This window comes from Marisediminitalea alba (genome assembly GCF_002993365.1).
Classification (GTDB): domain Bacteria; phylum Pseudomonadota; class Gammaproteobacteria; order Enterobacterales; family Alteromonadaceae; genus Alteromonas; species Alteromonas alba.
In genome coordinates this window covers 1-20,737 of the sequence record NZ_PVNP01000159.1, presented here as the reverse complement: position 1 = coordinate 20,737, position 20,737 = coordinate 1, and the positions used below count along the sequence as shown (strand labels likewise).

Sequence of the window (20,737 nt, the reverse complement as noted above, 5' to 3'; positions counted from 1 at the left end):
TGCATCTTGTTTACCTTGCCGTGCCGATTGATCAGTGAGCTATGGCAGTGCGGACATTCAGGGTTTTCAACCATCCGCTCCTCAAGCTCTGTTATCAACTGTGAGACGCTATCAGTGCCTTTCAGCAGCTTCTCAACATAACGGGTTTGACTATCTGTTAAGTGTTCTAACTCGGCTATAAGCTTTGTAAATTGTGCTGGGATCATGATCAACCCTCAATAACTGTATTCATATACAGTATAGCAACAATTTAGCAGAACATAGCCAAAGGATAACAACCGCAAGATGCTCTCGTTGAAAATGAATTAACTCATTTAATTGAAAATGAAAGCCACCGTCACCGGTGATAACAACCGCAATATCGGACGAGTTTGAAGATTTCAGGGTCTTAGCCACAGCTCGCGCATAGGGCAGACTACTACCCATAGCACCATACCAGGGATTGGTTAGCCAAGCCCGACAATGACTCGACTGCTTAGTCTCTAAACTGTAAGAAGCAAAATACGAATTACCGATTTCTGGTAAATAAATTAACGAAGCAGATAGCTGACTTTGGACATCATTGAGGGCATCTGCAAGATTATGGAAGTCGACGCTGTCATTATCGTCTAAAACCGGACGACGCTTTTCTTCCAGCAAAGTTTGAAAAACAGGGATGTCGCTCGCCAGTAAGTGTTCTAAGACATGTAGCAAACCTTGTTGATTTTGAACGGTCCCTTTTACCATGGTTTTATTTTCAAATGATTGAATAACATGCGTGCCTGAACAAAACGCATTATTCGTATCTTGACTCTGGATACTGGTATCGACTTCCAAGATGTAATCAACTTTCTGTTCAATGTAGTATCGCACGTGGTCAGGACTAAAGACGCCGTTATAGCTTCCTACGGACAGCGGATCAGACTCATCTAAAACACCTTTTGCCAGCCAGCTAGTTGCATAAGGAATATTGAATTTGTTCACAAAATTGCGCAGTTGCTCACATAATCTTGTGTTCAACTTGACATTCTCGCCAACGAACAGAAGTGGATGGCTTGACTGATTCAATTTTTCAACAATGTGTTCAGCGATATGCTGCGCACCATCTAACACATAGGTCTCATGATTTACGTCGCCAGGTGTTTGTGGCAGCTTTAATGCCTGGGTGGGTTCAAAGACTAAATCACGGGGTACCTCAATGAAAACAGGCTGTTTATTGGCATAGGCGTGAGCAACCAATTGAAAAAAACGTTCAGCCGTCATATTCGGCTGACCTTTCGATCTTGCGCCTTGCAATCTTTCGGCTTTCATACCTAATGCACGAAATGACTCCAAGGCACAATCATATTTCATCATCCATTCAGAGCTGGAGGCCACACTATGATGCAGCAGCGTGTCAGAAATTTCTTGCTCACCGGGTGCTCCGGAAATAAATACCACTGGCAGCTTCTCGGCCATTGCAAGGGCTGCTGGACTGGAACAAGGTAAACTACCCACGGTGAATGTTGTCAGCGTTGCACCTAATCCCGAAATTTGAGCTTGCGCACAAGCAGCATAGCCGGCGTGCATTTCGTTACTAGAAGGCGCAGTTTCAAGTTTTCCTTCAAAAGCGCTGATAATATTATCTGCAAAGTCACCTCCTACCCCGAACACTGTCTTACATCCAAACAGCGTCAGAATGTCAGCCATCACGTCACCAAGTAGAGGAAGACTTTTAGCGTATTCAGTACCCAGATTTTGCGCGCAGTGCGCACGCATATTCGCACCCAGCATAACTTGCTCCTGGCCACTAGGCCTATTCAAATTAACCGGTTGATTATGTGCCTATGAGAGGCGTTTAACAAAAGCTCTTTGTTGGTACTCACAATGAACGACATCTACCTATTTGTTTCAATTGGCAAATGACACTGGTTTTTTAAAAATAGCGGTGGTTTTGTTTTTGTAAGTTGAAGGCGCTATGGAATTACTATGCCCTGCGGGTAACCTCTCTTCTTTTAAAATGGCGATCGATAATGGCGCAGATGCAGTCTACGTGGGTTTAAAGAATGATACGAATGCCAGGCACTTTGCGGGTCTTAATTTTACTGAAGAAAGACTGGAAGAAGCCGTCGCTTACGCACACGACAGATCAAAAAAGATACATATCGCTATTAATACCTATGCGCATGCTGAACAATGGGATAAGTGGAAATTCGCTGTCGATGCCGCCGCGGCGCTCAATATTGATGCCCTGATAGTTGCCGACATGTCAGTACTTGACTATGCAGCTGAGCGTTACCCAGATTTAGAATTGCATTTATCCGTACAGGCATCTGCAACCAATGCAGGTGCTATCGAATACTACCAAGAGTGCTTCAACGTGAAGCGAATCGTCCTCCCGCGCGTGCTATCAATTCATCAGGTAAAGCAGTTAGCGAGAAGTACCAATATTGAACTTGAGGTCTTTGCATTTGGTAGTCTATGCATCATGGCCGAAGGACGCTGCCACCTTTCTTCGTATCTAACCGGTGAGTCACCCAATATGAATGGTGTGTGTTCACCAGCAAGTCATGTTCAGTGGCAGGAGTCGGATGGTCGTTTAACATCCAGATTGAACAATGTCTTAATTGATTCCTATCAACCACATGAGCAAGCAGGTTATCCAACTCTCTGCAAGGGGCGTTTTCAGGTAGATAGCAATACTAAAGCGTTTCATGCACTGGAAGAACCTACTAGCCTAAATACGCTGAGTCTGCTACCTGAATTGTTTAAAATTGGCGTGACCGCCTTAAAAATTGAAGGTAGGCAACGAAGTAGTGCCTACGTAAAACAGGTAACTAGAGTTTGGCGCGATGCTATTGACCACTGCAGTAGCTCTATGCATGTAAACGATCTGCATGATTGGGAAAAACGTCTGGAATCCTTATCGGAGGGAAGCTGCACTACTTTGGGTGCCTACCACAAGTCGTGGCAATAGCAACCATGCCAATCCTTTTGATTATTTGATTTTGTAGGAAAACCATATGCAATACTCTCTCGGCCCAATTCTCTACTTTTGGCCTAAAGCACAGGTTGAGCAATTTTATGACAAAGCCGCCCAGAGTGAAGCCCAAATTATCTATTTGGGAGAGACCGTTTGTTCGAAGCGGCGTCAATTAAAGATGGTTGATTACATCGCTATTGCGAAGGCGCTTGCCGATAAAGGAAAGGAGGTCATACTCTCAACTATGACCTTGTTGGAAGCACCTTCGGAATTGGCTCAGGTGCGTAAATATTGTGAAAACGGTGAATTCCTCGTTGAAGCCAACGATATGGCCGCCGTGAATTATTTACGAAAATTAAAGGTGCCGTTTGTCGCAGGCCCAGCGCTCAACATATATAACCACAAAACACTGGATATATTGTTAAAGCAGGGAATGAAACGCTGGTGCATGCCCGTCGAACTCTCGAAGGATAAGCTCTCCGAAATCCTTTCAAAATGTGATGCCATAGGTATTAAAGATAGGTTTGAAGTTGAAGTATTCAGCTATGGTCATTTACCACTGGCATATTCTGCTCGTTGCTTTACTGCTCGCTCGGAAAACCGTGCAAAAGACGATTGTGAGCTGTGCTGCCTGAATTACCCGCGTGGTCGCGTTGCATCGAGTCAGGAAGGGCAAACACTTTTCGTACTGAACGGTATTCAGACGATGTCAGGGTATCGTTATAATTTAATCAATGATCTTAAGACAATGGAAGGGTTAGTGGATATTGTTCGAATCAGTCCTGAGGCTACCAGTACATTTGAAGTTTTGACAAATTTTGTGCATGCCAATTCGATATCTCTTTCCGCAGATGAAACTAACGGTTACTGGCATCAGATTGCAGGATTAACGCCTTTAGGTGCAAATCAAACGCACTCTCGCGTTATGTCCTGAGTGATATGATGACTGTGCACTACCCATGGCGAGCTTTTTTATATCAATTCAGGTTACCTAGCGCAGTGGATTAGTATTGGTACTCAATCAATTTAACTGCCCGCAGGGACTGCGACGTCTGGGACGCAACGGTAATGTAAATTGAGCTTCAGCTCCACGATGAGTGGGAATAGTGTAACTTTTATAGCATGACTGAGGTAGTAAAATGGCGCGCCCACATTTTGACTGGCAAGACCCGTTTCAATTCTCCCAACTGTTAACCGAAGAAGAGCAGCTGATCCGTGAAATTATGAATGAGCTGGGCGAACTGGGCTTGCTTGGTGCGACCTTACCCGCGTTGCTGTCTTAGCCAGTAGCATACCCAAACTGACCAGTGCTGCCGCCGTGATGGCCTCGATTGCGCCGACTTATCCCGCTTTACCGACACTGCCATTACCGCTGCCAGCTGTGCGGCAGGCGCTATTTGCCTTTGATTAGCGTAACCTGGGTAAAGGCCAGCATTTAGCCAAGCTGTTAAACTGGGCGCTCCACGATCTCTTTACGCAATATCCCCATACCCTAATATTTGGCGAGGATGTCGGCAAAAAAGGCGGCGTTTATGGCTTTGCCAGTACCCAGAGCCAGATCAGCCGTTGCCTGCGCTCGGCGAGCCGGCAGTTTATTGTGAGGGGGAGCAGTTAGCGGTCATGAGCTATGCCAATGGTTGTTACTTAAGTCGCCAGGCGTTTGCGGAATTACCGCAGCAGGCAGCGGACAGCTGCTTAATTGACCTACGCTGTCTGATACCGCTGCATATCGATGCCATTATTCAGGCGCAGCAGGTAGCATCCCCCTTTGTGATCAGTATGGGGCTGTTACAGCAGCGGAGTTCAGTGGTATAAATTAAAATGAGCTGCCAAAGGATTTGGCAGCTCAATGCTAGGAGTTCAATTTCTGAGGTCGACATTACCAAGTTCGAGTGTTACTGACAGCTTCCGCAACAGTGCTGTTCGCCGTGTCCCGGTTTAGTTGGTTCAACAAATAAAATTTCGTTTTCCAGTAGAATATGTTGCATTAAATCTTCTTTTAACTCTTTTAAACCTAAATACAATGCTGTCCAGGTGTTACAAGCGCCAAGTGGAAGCTGTTGCTCGAAACTTAGCTCATCCAGCTTTTTAAGGGCATCACCATGTTCTTGATGTTCTTCCAGCATTACGCTGATAGGGCCATAGGGATATATGCCTTGGCTTAACATCGGGAATAGAATTTGCTCTTCTTTTAACATATGGCTTTCCAGCTCTTGCTGCATATCATGTAAATGAGCCGCTAAACCGTGTGGGCAATCTGGGCTATCGCCATGTACAGTTTCAACCCGCTTAGCTAAGCGGATAAGCTCGGGCAGTTGCTGACGATGCTTCTGGTGAAAATTCACTAAAATATAATCAATTAGCTTAGGTGTTGGTTCAGCGTGCCAATTAATAGCGGGATCTTTTTGGTGTTGTAAATTCTCTAAAGCCTGTAACACTTCTTGTTGGTTTAAGCCGCGTTTGGCGATAGCCTCACCAAGACTTTGTTGCCCGCCACAGCAAAAGTCCAGTTTAAACTGATGAAAGACGGCGGTTGCACCAGCGATACGCGTAGCGAGTTGACCCAGGGGTTGCGTGAGTAACATAGTAATTCTCCAATAAACAAAGACTCATTCTCGTGAGTGCATGGACAATGCCAGAACTACCACCTTTGATTTATATCGGATTTTTACAACGAATGGTAAATTGTACCTTAATGATTCAGGGTAAATATTACCCTAAAGGTATAAATCACCATGCTTGATGCCAGTTTGTTTGCCGATTTAGTGACGGAATTGCCCGCTGCAGTGCGCTTGCAACGTTTAGTAACTACCCTGCGTAGTCATTTTGCCTGTGGTGCCGTGGCATTATTGCAGTTGCAGCATGCGCAGCTAAAACCTATTGCCGTTCATGGATTGTTAAGAGAAACGTTAGGACGGCGTTTCGACATTAGCCAGCATCCACGTTTGGCCGCAATTTTGGCAAGTCGGCAACCGGTGCGTTTTCCACCGGGAAGCGACTTACCTGATCCTTATGATGGCTTATTGGCAGAACAACCCGGTGAGGCTTTACCCGTGCATGATTGCTTGGGTATGGCGTTATACGTTGACGGACAATGCTGGGGAGCTATAACACTTGATGCACTTTCCCCTTCCTGTTTCGATGCTTTGGCGATTTCACAGATCCAACAATTAAGTTTACTAATTGAGGCTACCATTCGGCTCACTGAATTGGAAAGAATAAACCGGGCATTGCGGCAACGAGAACCTGAATCTGTTACTAATCAACTCGCTGATGGTTCTGGGCAGTTTGAAATTATTGGTCAAAGTGCCACTTTACTTAGAGTGCTACAAGAGCTGGATGTGGTTGCAGCGTCCGATTTACCGGTTTTACTATTAGGAGAAACAGGGGTAGGTAAGGAGTTATTTGCCCGGCGTTTACATCGTATGTCTACACGCTGTGCCAAACCAATGGTTTATGTCAATTGCGCGGCTTTACCAGAATCTCTGGCTGAAAGTGAGTTATTCGGGCATTGCAAAGGCGCTTTTTCTGGTGCTTTGAGCGAACGTGCTGGCCGATTTGATGCCGCGGATGGTGGAACCTTGTTTTTGGATGAGGTGGGTGAATTACCGCTGTCGGTGCAAGCTAAACTCTTACGGGTGTTACAGAATGGTGAAATCCAACGCTTGGGATCAGATCATCTGAGGCGGGTGAACGTGCGGTTAGTGGCAGCAACGAATCGGGATTTACAACAGCAGGTCAAACTGGGTGAGTTTAGAGCAGATCTGTATCATCGTTTATCGGTCTATCCCATTATGGTTCCGCCATTACGAGAGCGAACTGAAGACCTGTCCTTGTTAGCTGGGCACTTTTTAGAGCTAAATCGCAGTCGACTGGGGCTGCGTAGTATTCGCTTATCATCTGCAGCAGAAATCATGTTGTTGCACTATGGTTGGCCAGGAAATGTGCGGGAGTTAGAGCATGTATTAAGCCGTGCTGCTATAAAAGCGTTAAGTTTGGGTGCTCAAAGAACGGATATTGTCACCTTGCTACCTGAATTATTAGATTTACCCAGTGAAATGCGTCAATCACTCCCTGATGCCAGCAAGCAGAATAAACCCGTATACAATTTTAAGTTGGCGACACAACAATGGCAAAAGCAGTTTATTGAGCAAGCGTTAGCGCAACACGCTAATTGTTGGGCTAAAGCCGCCAGAGCCTTAGAACTGGACGCTAGTAATTTACATAAGCTTGCGCAACGTTTAGGTATTAAGTAGCCTAATGTCTGAAACCAATGGATTACATGCTATTAAAACAAATACACATCGTGTTGGCAGTCACCACACTTATAAACTTTGTTATTCGCGGCTATTGGAAGATAATTGATTCAAGCCTGCTACATAGTAAATGGGTGAAAACCATTCCCCATGTTATTGATACGCTTTTACTTAGTCCGCTGTTGCCCTGATGATAATGACAGGCTTCTATCCATGGATTTTGGACTGGGTAGCCGCAAAAATACTGTTACTCCTGTTGTATATTGTGCTTGGGACGATTGCATTAAAGCGCGGTAAAACAAAAGCACAGCGCATTGCCGCATTTATCGCCACACTAATATGCATTGGTCTGATTTTTAAATCCGCTCTCAGCAAATTTATTCTTTAAGCACAGTTACCCTGGCCTGCCGTCGACCCTGGGTGCCGACAGTACAGGCAAGTATTTAAAGAAAAACAAACCGAATGCTAAACACCACAGGCAACCCGCCAATACCCAAAATTGAATTGTCCACTGCGGCCATATCGCTAATACAATAGACCGCACTATTGCACTGATCACAATGGCAAAAAAAGCGACACTCATTAGCTTTCCAACTTGTAACATCCTGCCGGTATGCCCAAGTGATACGCGAGACATCATGGCTAAAATCATTCCGCCGATAGCACCAACGGTTAAGCTGTGGATTGCGGTACTTAAAGTAATATTAGCACCAAAGAAATGCAGGCTTAGCAAGCCTAACCCAATTGGAATGAACAGCATAGTAAAATGCAAAGACCACACGAGTGGCACAGTGAGCGTGACCCAGATGCGCCACCGCCACTGGCGTATGGCGTGAAGCAAGGCGGCTGTCAGGCATGCAATGCTCGTCAACATGTTAAAATCACCCACATCTTTGAGGAGCAGTAAAACCAACACAACTACGAGGCTAGCCAAGGCTGATATTTCCAACCACTTAATAGGTAACACTTTGGTCGTTTTTGTGCCGTTTGCGGTAAACATCGGAATAACTCTACCGCCTAAAAAAGCCACAAGGAAGGTGACTAACAACGTCATACCGTGTGTACCGCGTGCCTGCCAGGCTGAATCAAAGCCTAAGCTGGGTAGATAGGTAAAAAGGTTCATAACCGACATTAGTACTAATACAGGAATAAAAATCAGGTTTCTATACTGGCGAATCCTGATAACCCGTTGGCCAACAAAAAATGCCGTTAACGGTAAAAATACCAAATCGGTAATCATCGCCAATGGCAACATTGACGCTGTGCCAAACAAAATCAACAGCCGTGCCAGTCCCCACAGGCAGACCAAAAACAGAAGTTGCCCTCCTTTGATACTTGGAATGTTCGTCCAGGTTTGAACAGCGGTGAGTAAAAAACCAGCGATTATCGCTGCCGTGAAGCCAAACAACATTTCATGACTATGCCACCAAAGCATGCCATTAAGTGGCTCAACTGAAACAACGCCCTTTAAAGTCAGCAGCCACAACGCTATGGATAAGGTTGCAAACAGACTACCGAACAAGAAAAACGGCCGAAACCCTAAACGTAGCAATGGTGTAATTTTTTGCTCTTGTTGATTATCCACGATGTTTAGCATGCCAATTAATCCTGTTCGAGAAAATTATGTTGTTGCGCCTCTAACACTCGGTTTTTATATCGTTCGCGTTTTATTGCTAAGTGCATTAGCAGCATGCAAACTGCTAACACACCATAGAGGAGCATAAAACACGCACTGTAGACGCCAGCGATGTCGACTGCGACACCAAACAGAATTGGGAGTGTGCAACCGCCCAATGCGCCAAGCATGGCGACCATGCCACCGACACTGCCCATTTGTTCCGGATAGTAGTCGTTAATGATTTTATATACACTTGCACGTCCAAAGCCTTGTGCCAATCCAATCAACAAGAGCAAAACAGTAAACACCCAAACATTCAGTTCAATGTAAAGTTTAACATCTCTGTCTACGCCATGGATTGTCATTGTCGTTGGTGGATAGCTTAAAAAGAAAAGACACACTAAACAGATCCAGAACACTCCCCAGTTGACATTTCGCGCACCAAATCGGTCGGCAAACCATCCGCCGGCTGCACGCGCCATGCTTGAGCTGAGCACGAACAGTAAAGTAAGAGCCATGGCTTGGTTGAATGGCAAGGCGTAAGCATTCACATAGTACTGAGGTAGCCACAACAGCAACGCTAAAAAACTGCCAAAAACAAAATAGTAATACAGACCAAATCGCCAGACTCGTGCGTGAGCCAATGGTTTAACAAAAAAAGCCAGCGGCTTTTGTTTGTTCTGTTGTTTGAATTTCGGCGGTGATGGAGCGGCTAGCCAAAACGTAAAACAGGTGATCAAAACCATTGCACTGTAGGTGGGCCCAATAGTATTCCAACTCCATACATCGCGTATATAGGGCACAATAATAAGACTAAGTGCGGCCCCAGCATTACCTGCACCAAAGACTCCCATTGCTGTGCCTTGCTCTTTGCTGTCAAACCAATCGGTGAGATAGCGAATACCAATACTAAATGACACGCCCGATATTCCGATCAGTAGCCCAACAATCACGTAGCCAGAAAAACTATCGATACTGGGTAACAAGACCAACGGTGGCACGGTGATGAGCATCTGCAGGATCAATATCATCTTTGGTGAGTAACGCTCACACAATAAACCTGCGGGCAACCTTAATAGTGCACCCGTGATGATGGGAGCAGAAAGCAGAATACCAACCTGAGTGCTGGACAATTCAAGCACCTGCTTCAATTCAACGCTCATTACTGCATAAAGCGTCCAAACTGAAAAGTTGATAGCAAACACGAGTGTTGCCAATACTAAGGCTCGCGTTGCCTGCCTGGAGTGTGAAGCCGTCAAAAACCTACCCGATAAAAACAAAAATCAGTGTTCAATATAGCGTTCACAAGTCGACAACTCTAGAAACTGATGCGTTTGCACAAGTATCGTCTAAACGACTAATTACCTATAAATAGGTAGTTTTAAAAAGCAATTAAACCACTGTTTTCAATAGGGAAGCTTCGTTTGGATGCGAAATTTGTACAAGCAACTTTTGAAAGTTTACCTACCCACAAAAACTTCAAACTTACCGCCTAGATGCAATAGGAATCAAAGCGGCTTCATTTACGCTTGTGATAAGGACAAACGAGTTGTAACTGGCCAAGTGACCGGGAAAGGTGCGAAAAATTGCCACCATAAGCTTCACCGAATACCACCGAATGGGTATCCGTAAGCAATTGTAATTACTTGTTATTTTCAATTGATTCAAGTCAAAGATAACGATCCCAGAGAGCGAATAATTAGTCACAGATAACAAATCCATGCGGAGAATCCCATGACAACTGAAAAATTCAATATTTTTAAATTTACTGGCAAGATGAAAATACTCCATCTTTCTTGGATGGCATTCTTTATTAGCTTTCTGGTTTGGTTCAACTTTGCGCCGTTACTTCAAGCGGTTAAAGAGACTTTAGGGCTAACAACAGACCAGGTTAAGACTTTACTCATTCTAAATGTAGCGCTTACGATCCCTGCCCGGGTTATTATCGGAATGCTAACGGACAAATACGGGCCGAGACTAGTCTACTCAGCTTTGTTGGCTGTTTGTTCTATACCCTGTTTCATGTTTGCTTTCGCAGATAGCTTCGTGCAGGCAGCAATTGCCCGTTTCCTACTCGGTTTCATCGGTGCTGGTTTCGTCATTGGTATCAGAATGGTGTCTGAATGGTTTCCTCACAATGAGCTGGGCACTGCAGAAGGGATCTATGGTGGTTGGGGTAACTTTGGTTCCGCCGCGGCCGCATTTACCTTGCCCACCATAGCGGTTTTATTCGGCGGTGAAGATGGATGGCGTTATGCAATTGGCCTAACGGGTGTCATCAGCTTGGTTTTTGCTTTCGTTTATTACGCCAACGTGACCAATACGCCAAAAGGTTCAACTTACTTTAAACCCAAAAATTTAGGCGCGATGGAAGTAACATCCAAAGGTGACTTCTTCTTACTTCTGCTAATGAAATTGCCAATGTATGCAGCGATTGCCCTGCTAGCCTGGAAGCTTTCTCCAAGCGGTGTGGATATTCTCAGCCAAACCATTGTGAATTCGATTTATGTTGGACTTTTTGTATTGTATTTACTTGAAGTATACAAAGTCTGGCAGGTCAACAAAGAGATCTTCAGCAAAGAAGTACCAGAGCTACATCGCTACAATTTCAAACAAGTCGCTGTACTGGATATTCTTTACTTCACTAACTTCGGTTCAGAGTTGGCGGTTGTTTCAATGTTGCCACTTTTCTTCGCCGAAACATTCAGCCTCGATCCAGTTTTAGCTGGTCTGGTTGCTGGTGCCTATGCCCTTATGAATCTGATGTCTCGCCCTGCAGGCGGTTGGATATCTGACAAATTTGGTCGTAAATCTACGTTAATGATATTAACCGCAGGATTGGCAGCCGGGTATGCATTAATGGGTATGGTCGATGGCACATGGCCATTATGGTTAGCAGTTGTCATTGCAATGGGATGTTCGTTCTTTGTGCAATCTGGTGAGGGTGCAGTGTTTGCAGTAGTTCCGCTAATCAAGCGCAGAATGACTGGCCAAATTGCCGGTATGACAGGTGCGTATGGTAATGTTGGTGCAGTGACATTTTTAACCATTCTTTCGTTTGTCGACTACAGTACATTTTTCTACGTCATTGCAGCGACTGCTTTAGTTGGTCTGTTCACCCTCATCTTTATGGATGAACCGCGCGGCCAAATCGCTGAAGTTGCTGAAGATGGTACTGTTCACATGATCGATGTAAGTTAGTAGTAACTCGTCAGTTAAAGGCATCTCTTAAACAGGGATGCCTTTTTCACTAACCTAGACTATTTCAATGCAATCAGAGCACACTCAAAAAGACGACATCACAAACGACGCAACGCTTGTTGTGGCTACAGGTTGTGCTTCGATTGCAGGCGTTAAACCAGTCAATGAAGATGCAGTTGCTGTGCATACTCCGACTGACCGACACGCTATGTCGTCGAAGGGCACAGCCGTTGTAATAGCTGATGGCGTTAGCAGTGCTGAAGCGGGCAGAGAGGCTAGTGACTACGCGGTAAAACATTTTATCGAAGAGTACTTCCGCACGCCTGATACGTGGTCAGCGAAACAATCAGGTCAAAAAACACTGACTACGATTAATCTGAACCTATTTAAGCAAAGTCACGAGTTCACCCACCAGGAAAAAGGCTATCTATGCACGTTTAGTGGTCTTGTGCTCAAATCGCGAACGGCTCACTTTTTTCACGCAGGCGATTCCAGGATCTACCGTTTTCGAGAGGGTGCTATTACCCAATTGACGCGAGATCACTCCATCAACATTGGTGGTGGTAAAAACATTCTCGCTCGAGCCGTGGGTATGGATAACGTCTTACAAGTGGATTACGGGAAATCGGTTCTAGAAGAAGGAGATGTATTTCTTCTGACAACAGACGGTGTTCACGATTTCATTGATGCAGAGAAACTGACCGAGTTCCTGAGTGATCAACGCGAACCTCAAAAACAATGTGAGCGCATAGTAGCTGAAGCTAAATTGGCCAGAAGCGACGATAATATCAGCTGCGCAATTGCCAGAGTCGAAAAATTGCCCGCTGAAAGTCGTGATGATTTTAATACCAAATTAACCCGTCTGCCGTTCCCACCCGATCTCGAGCCAGGCATGAAACTTGATGGCTACCGAATAGATCAGGCTTTGTATGCCAGCAGTCGCAGCCAGGTTTATCTGGTTACTGATTTAGAAACCGATGAGCAAATGGTGATGAAAACACCATCACTCAACTTTCAGGATGACGTGCATTACATTGACCGTTTTATTCAGGAAGAGTGGATAGGGAAACGTATAAATAGCGAGTACGTGGTTAAAATCATAACCCAGAACCGACCACGAACTTGTTTATATTACCTAATGGAGTATGTACCTGGTATTTCGCTCGATAAATGGATGATCGACCATCCGTTACCCTCTCCAAAGATGGCAATCACATTGGTAAAACAAATCGCTGCTGCGCTTACAGCTTTTCACAACACGGAAACGATTCATCAGGATCTGAAACCTGCCAACATCATTGTTGATGATGCAATGAAGATTAAAGTGATTGATTTTGGTTCTGTCTTTGTTGCAGGTATCGCTGAGATTTTTATTCCTATAGAGCATCTTGGAGCATTGGGTACGGCTACCTATTCTGACCCCTATTACTTGCAAGGTAGGAACACAGGCATTCAAGGCGACATTTATGCGCTCGCCACCATCACCTATGAATTGTTTACCGGTGAACTACCCTATGGCGAAAAGATAGAGCAATACGTCAATAGCCATGACTTTGACAAACTACGTTACATCAGCGCCACCGACCACAACCCCATCATTCCGTTATGGTTTGACCGCGCATTGGAAAAAGGTGTAACGCTTGACATACCAAAACGCTACAAACGTCTACAAGACTTTGTCGATGATGTAACTCGGCCTAACCCCGAATTTTTAAAAGATGATCCCGCAATCGATAACAGCAAAGGTTTGCTTTTTTGGCAGATGATGTCGGCCTTTTGGGTTGCCATGCTGATACTGGTTGTCATTTTGTTTTCGACCACAGGATAACTGCTATGGAGTCGACAGTAGTGCAAAATCTGGTAACCCAATTTTTTAGTGTTGATCACGAAAGACTTGATTTTCTATTTCGCATGTACCGGGAAAATAAACAAAACCAGCGCTACAAGGCTGTTTTGCTCTTTGACAAGTTTAGTGAAGGATTGAAACGACACATTCGCTGGGAAGAAGAATTACTGTTTCCAATGTTTGAAAAAGCCACGGGGATGAATGGCTCTGGCCCAACAATGGTGATGCGACATGAGCATGATAAAATTAGAGCTATGCTTGATGAAATTAGTGAGAGCTTAAAAAACGACGATCATTCTGAAGCATTGGAAAAAGCCCTGTCAGAACTGCTTCTGCTGCACAACGAAAAAGAAGAGCAAGTGCTTTATGTTCAGTGTGACCGTGCTCTGACAGAGGAACAATTGCTCACGCTATTTTTGGATATGTGAATTTGTCAACGGCAGTTTAAATTTGACCCCTTTTGGGGTTATTTCAGCAATCTAATTTTGACCCCCTTGGGATTAAATTTCACCGAGTATCGGTGCAATGCCTATCTTCTTTTTTTCCTTCAACCGATAGCTTTCACCACTGATTTGAATCACATGGCAATGGTGCAACAAGCGGTCTAACATCGCAGCAGTTAATGTCGTATCGTTGGCGAATGCACCTGCCCACTGGCTAAATGGTAAGTTGCTGGTCAGTAATGTGCTGCCGCGTTCATAGCGTTTTGCTACCACGTTAAAAAACAAATTGGCTTCCTCACGGCCGAACGGTAAGTAACCGATTTCATCAATGATGAGCAACTTTGGACTCATTACAACGCGCTGTAGGTACGCTTTTAGCTTGCCTTGATTATGCGCTGTCGCCAGTTGCAGCATCAGATCTGCGGCGGTGATAAAGCGCACTTTCGTGCTGGCCATGATGGCCTTATACCCAAGCGCAATGGCCAGGTGCGTTTTACCAACGCCACTGGGTCCGAGCATAACTACGTTCTCATGCCGCTCAATGAAGCTCAGGCCAGACAGCTCTGTCAGCTGTGCTTTAGGTACGCCGCTGGCGAAGTTAAAATCATACTCTTCAAGCGTTTTTATGTTGGGTAAGCCAGCGAACTTGAGCAGGGTTGCCTTGGTGCGTTGAGTTTTGGCTTTAAGCTCTTCAGCTAAGAGTTTCTCGATAAAGTCCGCGTACGAGCCTTCCTGAGCGATGTGATGCTCAGCTATTGATGGCCAGGCTTCAGGCAACGCGTATAAACCAAGTTGCCGGCAAGCATCGGCAATGCGCTCAGACTGTAAGTTCATGCGCACCTCGCAACATCTGGTCATAGACACTAAGTGGGTGCTGCAAGCTCTCGTAAGGTGTTGGCACACGACACGATGCGTGTGGCTGGTATACACTGCCGGTCTTCATCGGCAACGGCAATAACGCCTCTTGCTCCGTTATTAAGCGCTGGTTTGGCACCTCTCCGGTCGTACCATGAACCCGTGCATTTGCTACCTGCGTAAGCCAGCGTCCGACATAGCCGTTCGCGGTTTGAACATCCAAGCGTAAGCTTGAGGTTCTTAACGTTGCTTGCAATGGTACGACGAAGCTGGATTTAAGGTAACGGTTAAAGCGCTCAACCTTGCCCTTAGTTTTAGCCCGATAAGGCCGACAAACGCGTGGGTTAAAACCGAAGTCTTGCGCAGTTGATAGCAACTGAGGGTTCCAGCGGTGCTCACCATCCGCGTAGGCATCTCGCTCAATCATGATGGTCTTGGCGTTATCAAACAGGACTTCGCGTGGCACACCACCGAAGAAGTCAAAACTGTGCTCAAGGCCTTCAATCCAGGCTTCTGTGCGCTCGTTATCATAAAATCGCACATAACTTGCACGTGAATAGCCAAGCGTTGCCACGAAGGCTTTGAGCGCATGAGTTCCACGGCGAATAATAGTGAAGTCGACCTGCAGTTGCCTGCCTGGCTCAGTTTCAAATCGTACGAGCGGATCGGCTGCCTGTTTGGGTTTGAACGTTGCGACATATTCACTAAGGATCCGGATTTTACCTTGGTAGCCACGGGCCAGGATCTCTTCGTAAAGCACGGCTGCTGGTATCCAATCTGGATGAGCCGCTTTGATTCGCGACTGAATATAATCTTTGAACGGGTCAAGCTTGCTCGGCCGCACAACATTGCGTTGGTACACCGGCGCACTCTCAGTCTGCTGCAAATATTTTTTAACGGTGTTGCGTGCCAGGCCTGTTTCGCGCGCTATCCTTTTAATCGATTTACCTTGGTGTTTGAGTACTTTAATGGTCACAACCATCTCCTGAGTTAACATCGAAAGCGGCCTCTTGAACAAAACCGCTAGTTTACTTCAGGGGGTCAATTTTCAATTGCCGTTAGGGGGTCATTTTTACACTGCCGATAACAAATTGGCCATACTCTCACAGCATTGTCTGTTCGACGGGTCGCCGCGCAGTGAAATGTACCGGTGACGCTTTACCTATTCTCAGCATCAGTTGTGGATATTGTAATGATTGTAAAACCGGCGGTAATTGTTTTCTAATGTCTGGCTCCTGAATAGCTTGATTCATGTATGACACCGACAAACGATGATGTGCAAGCCCAAGTAAGAAAAACGTTAATAGTCGACCGGTATTCAGCCAGTCTGCTTTATCATCATTGGCGGTGGCAATCACGGCAAATGTCGGGATCCCATGGCGGCACTTATCAACATTATACTTGCCAATGCTGCTACCCCAATTGAACCAATTCAACATTGGCTTGGATAGCAGATTTGGAAGTGTGGTGTGGTAAAAGCCGTGCCCGGTTAAGCCATCTGATCTCAAGCTCAGCATAGACCGTTGCCATGAAGTAAACTCCAATCGAAACCAGGGCTTTGCAAACTGGCGCTTAACAGCTATTTCGATCATATCCGAAAATTTTGTAATCGTGCCGATATCTCTTGAGAGAGACAGTTGAACACCAAGAGTATTAGCGCATCCCTGCACACTCTCGATTACTTGATGGGGTGGTTCAGTATCACTAAATTACTTACGGTTAGTTTGCCTGATTTTAATAGCATGAAACCACGCATTTTCATCAGCAGACGGATCGTAATGTCCAGCTAAGTTGATATGCGCCAGCAAGTCGCTGTTAGCCGTGTTTTCATAATTTATGTTGACCGCAAAGCCAAAATAATGAGCGGCCACTTCGATCATGCCTATCGCTGCGCCACAACTGATAACTGCCTCCCGAGAATGAGGGTCGACAAACCGGGACACTCGTTGTTTGTCCAAGATGATATCCAATCCGTTGTTGGATAGCCTAGAGCGCCAGGGTTGAGCGTTGTAATGAGATGGAGCCAGGATCGCATAGTTCAATAAAAACGAAAGTTGATGAAGCTCATCACCATTAAAGGGGAACAAGCCGTCTTTAATTTCTCGTACGTTATCGACCATGGGTTTTAGCCGTCAGAATAGTCCAAAGTATAGCTCGTTATAGATGGGTTTTCCCCTTTTCTAATTGGCGGTAATTTCTATCGGGTTTTCGTTCCTGTCAAACACCACGTAGCGAAAAATATTATTGCCAGTCATCACATCATTGGTCATCTTGTTTAGGTAGGGTTCTGCTGCCTCTGTGGTAGGAGGGGTATTTGAATCGCCCCCCAGGCTGGCTATGAATACAAAATCCCAGTCTTTGTTTATGCTATCTGCCTCCTTCACTAAAGCGGAAAATTCGGACAGTTCATCTGGCAGTTTATCGACAACCATTTTGGGCTCAATAGAACCTTTTTTGTCTTCTCGCTTTCTGCTCTTATTGGTCTCGTCAGTTTTTGCGAACAAGAACAGCAAGCGCTGTTTTTCGCTTTGCTCTTGGGCTTTTAATAAAAGATCGGAAAACATACCTGACATAACATAAGGCTCCTAAGAAGTTGCTAACTCTAGCGTACACATCGTTTTCCCTTAATACCATTGTGCACAAGGGGTAATGAACTACCCCTTATTAGGTAAAAACACTGTCTTGTACCAGCTTAATTGTGAAGCCTCGCATGAGTGTGATAGTGACGCAGCGCATGCTCATCTCGTCGGCCTTTGGAAAAAGCAGAAACGCGTTTTAAGTATCCAATTACGCGAGTTCCATGATCGATGTCTTCAGAACCGCATGATGGACACGCATATAAAGTGCGTTTGTCGATAGCTTCACATGTATTGCAGATCGTAATTTTCACGTTCACACAAAAATAGTTACACCCTGATTTTGCTGCGATGTTTAGAAGATTTAATGCGTTTTTATAGGTTAACGTTTCCTCAAGATTAAGATGAAGTGCTGAACCACCATCAAGGTACTGATTTAGCTCTCTTCCATGCAGGATAAACTTGTCAATATGTGTGGTATTTTTGTTTTCAACAAGATAGAGATAACTGTTGTAACAGTCCCTATTAACCAGATAGCCATCTTGTCTATCCCATTTGGCATTTTTGACACCTAAGTTTTCAGCAGGCACAAATTCAGTATTGAACTGACATTTAAAGTGCTGCGATGCAGCCCGGTTTTGTTCGTAAATGACTTGCAATTGCGACCTGACAAAGTCTTTGTATTTTGGATTGTTACCGACTTCGATACCTAAAAACTCAGCCGCCTCTGCTAGTCCGTTGACTCCTAGCGTTAAAAATTGTTTATCAAGGCTAATAAAGCCTGCGTCATAAACAGGTAGTGCTCCCGCTGCTTTATACTCCTCGATGAGCCGACGATAAGCGACTTGATACTTGTGTATCTTCTGAACTTCAGTGTTCAAATCTCTGCCATCCTGAACTAATCGATTCATATTTATGGTGATCACATTAATAGATCCTGTCGATACGCCGCCTGCACCCAAGCTATATGAAAACGTATTGTCCGTGATCTCGTTACGCAATCGGCAACAAGAGGCTAATGAATCGGCACTCTCTGATTGGTAAACAAAAAATGAGTTACCTTCACTCATCGCTTTAGCGCATGTTGCTGCAAAATTGATGTCTCTGACTGCCCCGTCTTTTGTCAGCATTGCCGCTGTAACCACAGGAAAAGTGAGTACCGCCCGCTTGCGTTCATTGTTAAACCACTCTAGAAAGAAAGCTTGTAACGATTCGATATTCTCCCATTGAGGTTTGCTCATATCGGGAAACACAAACTCGCCAAACATTGAGTCAAAGTAGAATTTGTCGTAAAGCGATATATTCCAAAACACGCTCTGATAGCCGCGAGCCGCCGCGGGCTGGTTGAGGGCATAAACGACATGCTGTAGATGGTTAGCGACTTCTGTTGCATGCGTGTTGAGATAGTTTTCTCCATAATCCCGACGCGCAAAATGGTCGAAATAAATCAGAAATTCGACAGTCGCAATGGCTCCTGCAAATTGGGCACTGATGGCAAATACCAAGTTTACGAAGCTGCCGCAGAAAGACTCGATATGTTGAGGAGCCTTGGATTCACCGCCAAGTTCAGTCAACCCATTTAAGAGAAACGGATACATGGTAATTGAGGTGCAGTATGGTTTTAGGCTGGTTTCATCATGCACGTAGATTTCATGTGACTCGATCTGTCGCTGGTACTCAAGTGCAAGTTCATGACCAAATAGCTCTTCAATTTTATTACTCACTAATGCTCGGTTTACCTGAATAAAATAGTCTTTCATCAGTTCAGCCTCGAGCGTGGCAATGTTTTTATGTGTCACATTTGCGTTGGCGTCTAACTTCGCGCCATCAGCTGCTGTTTCAGCATTTAAATAACTATCGATAAACTGCAGTTTTTGTTTTATGTGTTTTTCATCAAGGGTTAGCACACTGATTCTCCCAAAATTTATGGTTTAGTAATTCACCTGTATTGACGTTTATTAGTTTTTGATTGGTCGACGGGGAGTCGAGTCCGCCAAGTGAAAATATCCACTTACCGGTTTTCAGGAATGACAATTGTTCTTGGATTTTTGAGGATACTCTGGGTAATCCGGTGTAAAGACAGGTCTTCAGTTGGGATTGTCTGGCAATACGAAGCTTTTCAATTAGCGCCTCTGCATGCGTATTAGGCATTTCCCGATCACTAATTCCGGCCTCTCGATCACCCCAATTCTGATACACCCGATCACTGGTATTATGGCTTGCCCGATCAGTAGTTGTGGCAGACCGCAGTCTGCCACAGGTATTTACCTCATGGTTTGTTGCTTTCTCATTGACTCCCCAGTGAGGGTTATCCGGTGAGCATTGTGGATGAGGCGATCTAGTAGCGCATCGGCAACCGTGCCGTTACTTATCATTGAATGCCATTGCTCTACAGGTAGCTGACTACAGATGATGGTGCTACTTACGCCGTGCCTGTCTTCTACCACCTCCAGTAAGTCTGTTGCCTGTTTGACGGTGAGTTTTTCCAGTCCCCAGTCATCCAGGATCAGTAGCTGTTGTTTCGCTATCGTTGCTAGCTGCTTGGTGTAACTGCCATCAGCGTGGCCGATGTGTAAGTGCTCGTTTAATCGTGGTAATCGCCAGTAACCAACACGTATTCCCTGGCGACACGCTTGTTCACCAAGCGCACAAGCTACATAGGTTTTACCGCCACCTGTGGCTCCGGTAACAATGATATTCTGATGATGACTAAGATATCCGCCATTTAATAAATCGGCCATTCTTGGCTTTTGTAATCCGCGGCCATTGTCGTATGACAGTTCTTCCGGTGTTGCATTTAACCTGAGTCGTGCCTGTTTACGAAGTCGGTTGATGCGGTTTGTCCGTCTTTGGTTCATTTCATGGTCAACCAGCAGGGACAACCGTTCCTCGAAGGCTAATTCACAGTAGGTGTTGGGTTGAGCGCGTTGCTGTTTTAACATATCCGCAATCCCTGTCATGCGCAGTTGCTGTAATTGTTGGATGAGTAGATCGTTCATTT

At 45.2% G+C, this 20,737-nt stretch carries 20 protein-coding genes and 2 pseudogenes; 10 read left to right on the top strand and 12 right to left on the bottom strand.

Annotated elements, in window-relative coordinates:
• A pseudogene (locus C6Y40_RS14635) lies at nt 1–206 on the bottom strand (IS1595 family transposase); the annotation flags it as partial.
• A 22-nt stretch (nt 207–228) separates the two neighbouring features.
• On the bottom strand, nt 229–1,752 hold the full coding sequence (locus C6Y40_RS14630; RefSeq protein ID WP_240621971.1) for a thiamine pyrophosphate-binding protein: 1,524 nt from the start codon (nt 1,750–1,752) through the stop codon (nt 229–231).
• Nucleotides 1,753–1,936: 184 nt separating this feature from the next.
• Here C6Y40_RS14630 and ubiU point away from each other — a divergent pair, with 184 nt between their 5' ends.
• From ubiU to C6Y40_RS25250, 4 genes and pseudogenes are all read left to right on the top strand, one after another.
• On the top strand, nt 1,937–2,935 hold the full coding sequence (gene ubiU, locus C6Y40_RS14625) for a ubiquinone anaerobic biosynthesis protein UbiU (RefSeq protein ID WP_105935232.1): 999 nt from the start codon (nt 1,937–1,939) through the stop codon (nt 2,933–2,935).
• A 46-nt stretch (nt 2,936–2,981) separates the two neighbouring features.
• Nucleotides 2,982–3,875 (top strand): U32 family peptidase, encoded by an 894-nt coding sequence (locus C6Y40_RS14620; protein WP_012520038.1) that lies wholly within the window; start codon nt 2,982–2,984, stop codon nt 3,873–3,875.
• A gap of 205 nt (nt 3,876–4,080) precedes the next feature.
• Nucleotides 4,081–4,209 (top strand): annotated as a pseudogene (locus C6Y40_RS14615) (acyl-CoA dehydrogenase); the annotation flags it as partial.
• Between the two features lie 352 nt (nt 4,210–4,561).
• Entirely contained in the window at nt 4,562–4,756 is a 195-nt protein-coding gene (locus tag C6Y40_RS25250) for a hypothetical protein (RefSeq protein WP_240621969.1), read from the top strand.
• A gap of 80 nt (nt 4,757–4,836) precedes the next feature.
• Here the strand turns inward: C6Y40_RS25250 and ytfE are convergent, their stop codons facing one another.
• Nucleotides 4,837–5,526 (bottom strand): iron-sulfur cluster repair protein YtfE, encoded by a 690-nt coding sequence (gene ytfE, locus C6Y40_RS14605; RefSeq protein WP_105935231.1) that lies wholly within the window; start codon nt 5,524–5,526, stop codon nt 4,837–4,839.
• A 150-nt stretch (nt 5,527–5,676) separates the two neighbouring features.
• Here ytfE and norR point away from each other — a divergent pair, with 150 nt between their 5' ends.
• The 3 genes from norR to C6Y40_RS25580 are packed head-to-tail and all read left to right on the top strand — an operon-like array spanning nt 5,677 to nt 7,585.
• A complete protein-coding gene (gene norR / locus C6Y40_RS14600; protein WP_105935230.1) occupies nt 5,677–7,197 on the top strand; it encodes a nitric oxide reductase transcriptional regulator NorR in 1,521 nt (506 codons plus the stop codon).
• A gap of 17 nt (nt 7,198–7,214) precedes the next feature.
• Complete coding sequence (locus tag C6Y40_RS25585; protein ID WP_420836940.1) at nt 7,215–7,388, top strand: SirB2 family protein; 174 nt, start codon at nt 7,215–7,217, stop codon at nt 7,386–7,388.
• On the top strand, nt 7,388–7,585 hold the full coding sequence (locus tag C6Y40_RS25580) for a SirB2 family protein (RefSeq protein WP_205664781.1): 198 nt from the start codon (nt 7,388–7,390) through the stop codon (nt 7,583–7,585). The genes C6Y40_RS25585 and C6Y40_RS25580 overlap by 1 nt, the downstream gene beginning before the upstream one ends.
• A gap of 6 nt (nt 7,586–7,591) precedes the next feature.
• Here C6Y40_RS25580 and C6Y40_RS14590 read toward each other — a convergent pair whose 3' ends face one another.
• The gene (locus tag C6Y40_RS14590; protein ID WP_105935229.1) at nt 7,592–8,794 is read right to left on the bottom strand and encodes an NnrS family protein; all 1,203 of its coding nucleotides are present in this window, start codon (nt 8,792–8,794) and stop codon (nt 7,592–7,594) included.
• A 5-nt stretch (nt 8,795–8,799) separates the two neighbouring features.
• Entirely contained in the window at nt 8,800–10,032 is a 1,233-nt protein-coding gene (locus tag C6Y40_RS14585) for an MFS transporter (protein ID WP_105935228.1), read from the bottom strand.
• Nucleotides 10,033–10,549: 517 nt separating this feature from the next.
• Here C6Y40_RS14585 and C6Y40_RS14580 point away from each other — a divergent pair.
• From C6Y40_RS14580 to C6Y40_RS14570, 3 genes are all read left to right on the top strand, one after another.
• The gene (locus C6Y40_RS14580) at nt 10,550–12,016 is read left to right on the top strand and encodes a NarK family nitrate/nitrite MFS transporter (RefSeq protein WP_105935227.1); all 1,467 of its coding nucleotides are present in this window, start codon (nt 10,550–10,552) and stop codon (nt 12,014–12,016) included.
• A gap of 67 nt (nt 12,017–12,083) precedes the next feature.
• Nucleotides 12,084–13,844 carry a bifunctional protein-serine/threonine kinase/phosphatase gene (locus C6Y40_RS14575; protein ID WP_105935226.1) on the top strand — a complete coding sequence of 587 codons (1,761 nt, stop codon included), beginning with the start codon at nt 12,084–12,086 and terminating at the stop codon, nt 13,842–13,844.
• A 5-nt stretch (nt 13,845–13,849) separates the two neighbouring features.
• The gene (locus C6Y40_RS14570; RefSeq protein ID WP_105935225.1) at nt 13,850–14,290 is read left to right on the top strand and encodes a hemerythrin domain-containing protein; all 441 of its coding nucleotides are present in this window, start codon (nt 13,850–13,852) and stop codon (nt 14,288–14,290) included.
• Nucleotides 14,291–14,362: 72 nt separating this feature from the next.
• On the opposite strand, the gene istB (C6Y40_RS14565) is transcribed toward C6Y40_RS14570, so the two are convergent.
• From istB (C6Y40_RS14565) to istB (C6Y40_RS14535), 7 genes are all read right to left on the bottom strand, one after another.
• Nucleotides 14,363–15,139, bottom strand: coding sequence for an IS21-like element helper ATPase IstB (istB, locus tag C6Y40_RS14565; RefSeq protein WP_105935224.1), 777 nt, complete (start codon nt 15,137–15,139; stop codon nt 14,363–14,365).
• Nucleotides 15,123–16,157, bottom strand: a complete 1,035-nt coding sequence (gene istA, locus C6Y40_RS14560; protein WP_105935223.1) for an IS21 family transposase — start codon at nt 16,155–16,157, stop codon at nt 15,123–15,125. The genes istB (C6Y40_RS14565) and istA overlap by 17 nt, the downstream gene beginning before the upstream one ends.
• A gap of 106 nt (nt 16,158–16,263) precedes the next feature.
• Nucleotides 16,264–16,830 carry a hypothetical protein gene (locus tag C6Y40_RS14555; protein ID WP_146129578.1) on the bottom strand — a complete coding sequence of 189 codons (567 nt, stop codon included), beginning with the start codon at nt 16,828–16,830 and terminating at the stop codon, nt 16,264–16,266.
• A gap of 39 nt (nt 16,831–16,869) precedes the next feature.
• Nucleotides 16,870–17,280 (bottom strand): hypothetical protein, encoded by a 411-nt coding sequence (locus C6Y40_RS24635; protein WP_146129577.1) that lies wholly within the window; start codon nt 17,278–17,280, stop codon nt 16,870–16,872.
• Nucleotides 17,281–17,340: 60 nt separating this feature from the next.
• Entirely contained in the window at nt 17,341–17,733 is a 393-nt protein-coding gene (locus tag C6Y40_RS14550) for a ribonucleotide reductase subunit alpha (protein WP_105935221.1), read from the bottom strand.
• A gap of 119 nt (nt 17,734–17,852) precedes the next feature.
• Nucleotides 17,853–19,643: an anaerobic ribonucleoside-triphosphate reductase gene (gene nrdD / locus C6Y40_RS14545; RefSeq protein WP_105935220.1), complete on the bottom strand. Its 1,791-nt coding sequence runs from the start codon at nt 19,641–19,643 to the stop codon at nt 17,853–17,855.
• 357 nt (nt 19,644–20,000) lie between these two features.
• Nucleotides 20,001–20,735 (bottom strand): IS21-like element helper ATPase IstB, encoded by a 735-nt coding sequence (istB, locus tag C6Y40_RS14535; protein WP_071979584.1) that lies wholly within the window; start codon nt 20,733–20,735, stop codon nt 20,001–20,003.
• Nucleotides 20,736–20,737: the final 2 nt, after the last annotated feature.

Bases quoted from the DNA above. Each gene is read 5' to 3' on its own strand.
- C6Y40_RS14620 (WP_012520038.1), top strand. From the start codon at position 2,982: ATGCAATACTCTCTCGGCCCAATTCTCTACTTTTGGCCTAAAGCACAG.
- C6Y40_RS14570 (WP_105935225.1), top strand. From the start codon at position 13,850: ATGGAGTCGACAGTAGTGCAAAATCTGGTAACCCAATTTTTTAGTGTT.
- C6Y40_RS25585 (WP_420836940.1), top strand. From the start codon at position 7,215: ATGGATTACATGCTATTAAAACAAATACACATCGTGTTGGCAGTCACC.
- istA (WP_105935223.1), bottom strand. From the start codon at position 16,157: ATGTTAACTCAGGAGATGGTTGTGACCATTAAAGTACTCAAACACCAA.
- C6Y40_RS14630 (WP_240621971.1), bottom strand. From the start codon at position 1,752: ATGCTGGGTGCGAATATGCGTGCGCACTGCGCGCAAAATCTGGGTACT.
- C6Y40_RS24635 (WP_146129577.1), bottom strand. From the start codon at position 17,280: ATGGTCGATAACGTACGAGAAATTAAAGACGGCTTGTTCCCCTTTAAT.
- C6Y40_RS25250 (WP_240621969.1), top strand. From the start codon at position 4,562: ATGAGCTATGCCAATGGTTGTTACTTAAGTCGCCAGGCGTTTGCGGAA.
- C6Y40_RS25580 (WP_205664781.1), top strand. From the start codon at position 7,388: ATGATAATGACAGGCTTCTATCCATGGATTTTGGACTGGGTAGCCGCA.
- norR (WP_105935230.1), top strand. From the start codon at position 5,677: ATGCTTGATGCCAGTTTGTTTGCCGATTTAGTGACGGAATTGCCCGCT.
- C6Y40_RS14575 (WP_105935226.1), top strand. From the start codon at position 12,084: ATGCAATCAGAGCACACTCAAAAAGACGACATCACAAACGACGCAACG.
- C6Y40_RS14550 (WP_105935221.1), bottom strand. From the start codon at position 17,733: ATGTCAGGTATGTTTTCCGATCTTTTATTAAAAGCCCAAGAGCAAAGC.
- C6Y40_RS14580 (WP_105935227.1), top strand. From the start codon at position 10,550: ATGACAACTGAAAAATTCAATATTTTTAAATTTACTGGCAAGATGAAA.
- C6Y40_RS14590 (WP_105935229.1), bottom strand. From the start codon at position 8,794: ATGCTAAACATCGTGGATAATCAACAAGAGCAAAAAATTACACCATTG.
- ubiU (WP_105935232.1), top strand. From the start codon at position 1,937: ATGGAATTACTATGCCCTGCGGGTAACCTCTCTTCTTTTAAAATGGCG.
- istB (WP_105935224.1), bottom strand. From the start codon at position 15,139: ATGAACTTACAGTCTGAGCGCATTGCCGATGCTTGCCGGCAACTTGGT.
- ytfE (WP_105935231.1), bottom strand. From the start codon at position 5,526: ATGTTACTCACGCAACCCCTGGGTCAACTCGCTACGCGTATCGCTGGT.
- istB (WP_071979584.1), bottom strand. From the start codon at position 20,735: ATGAACGATCTACTCATCCAACAATTACAGCAACTGCGCATGACAGGG.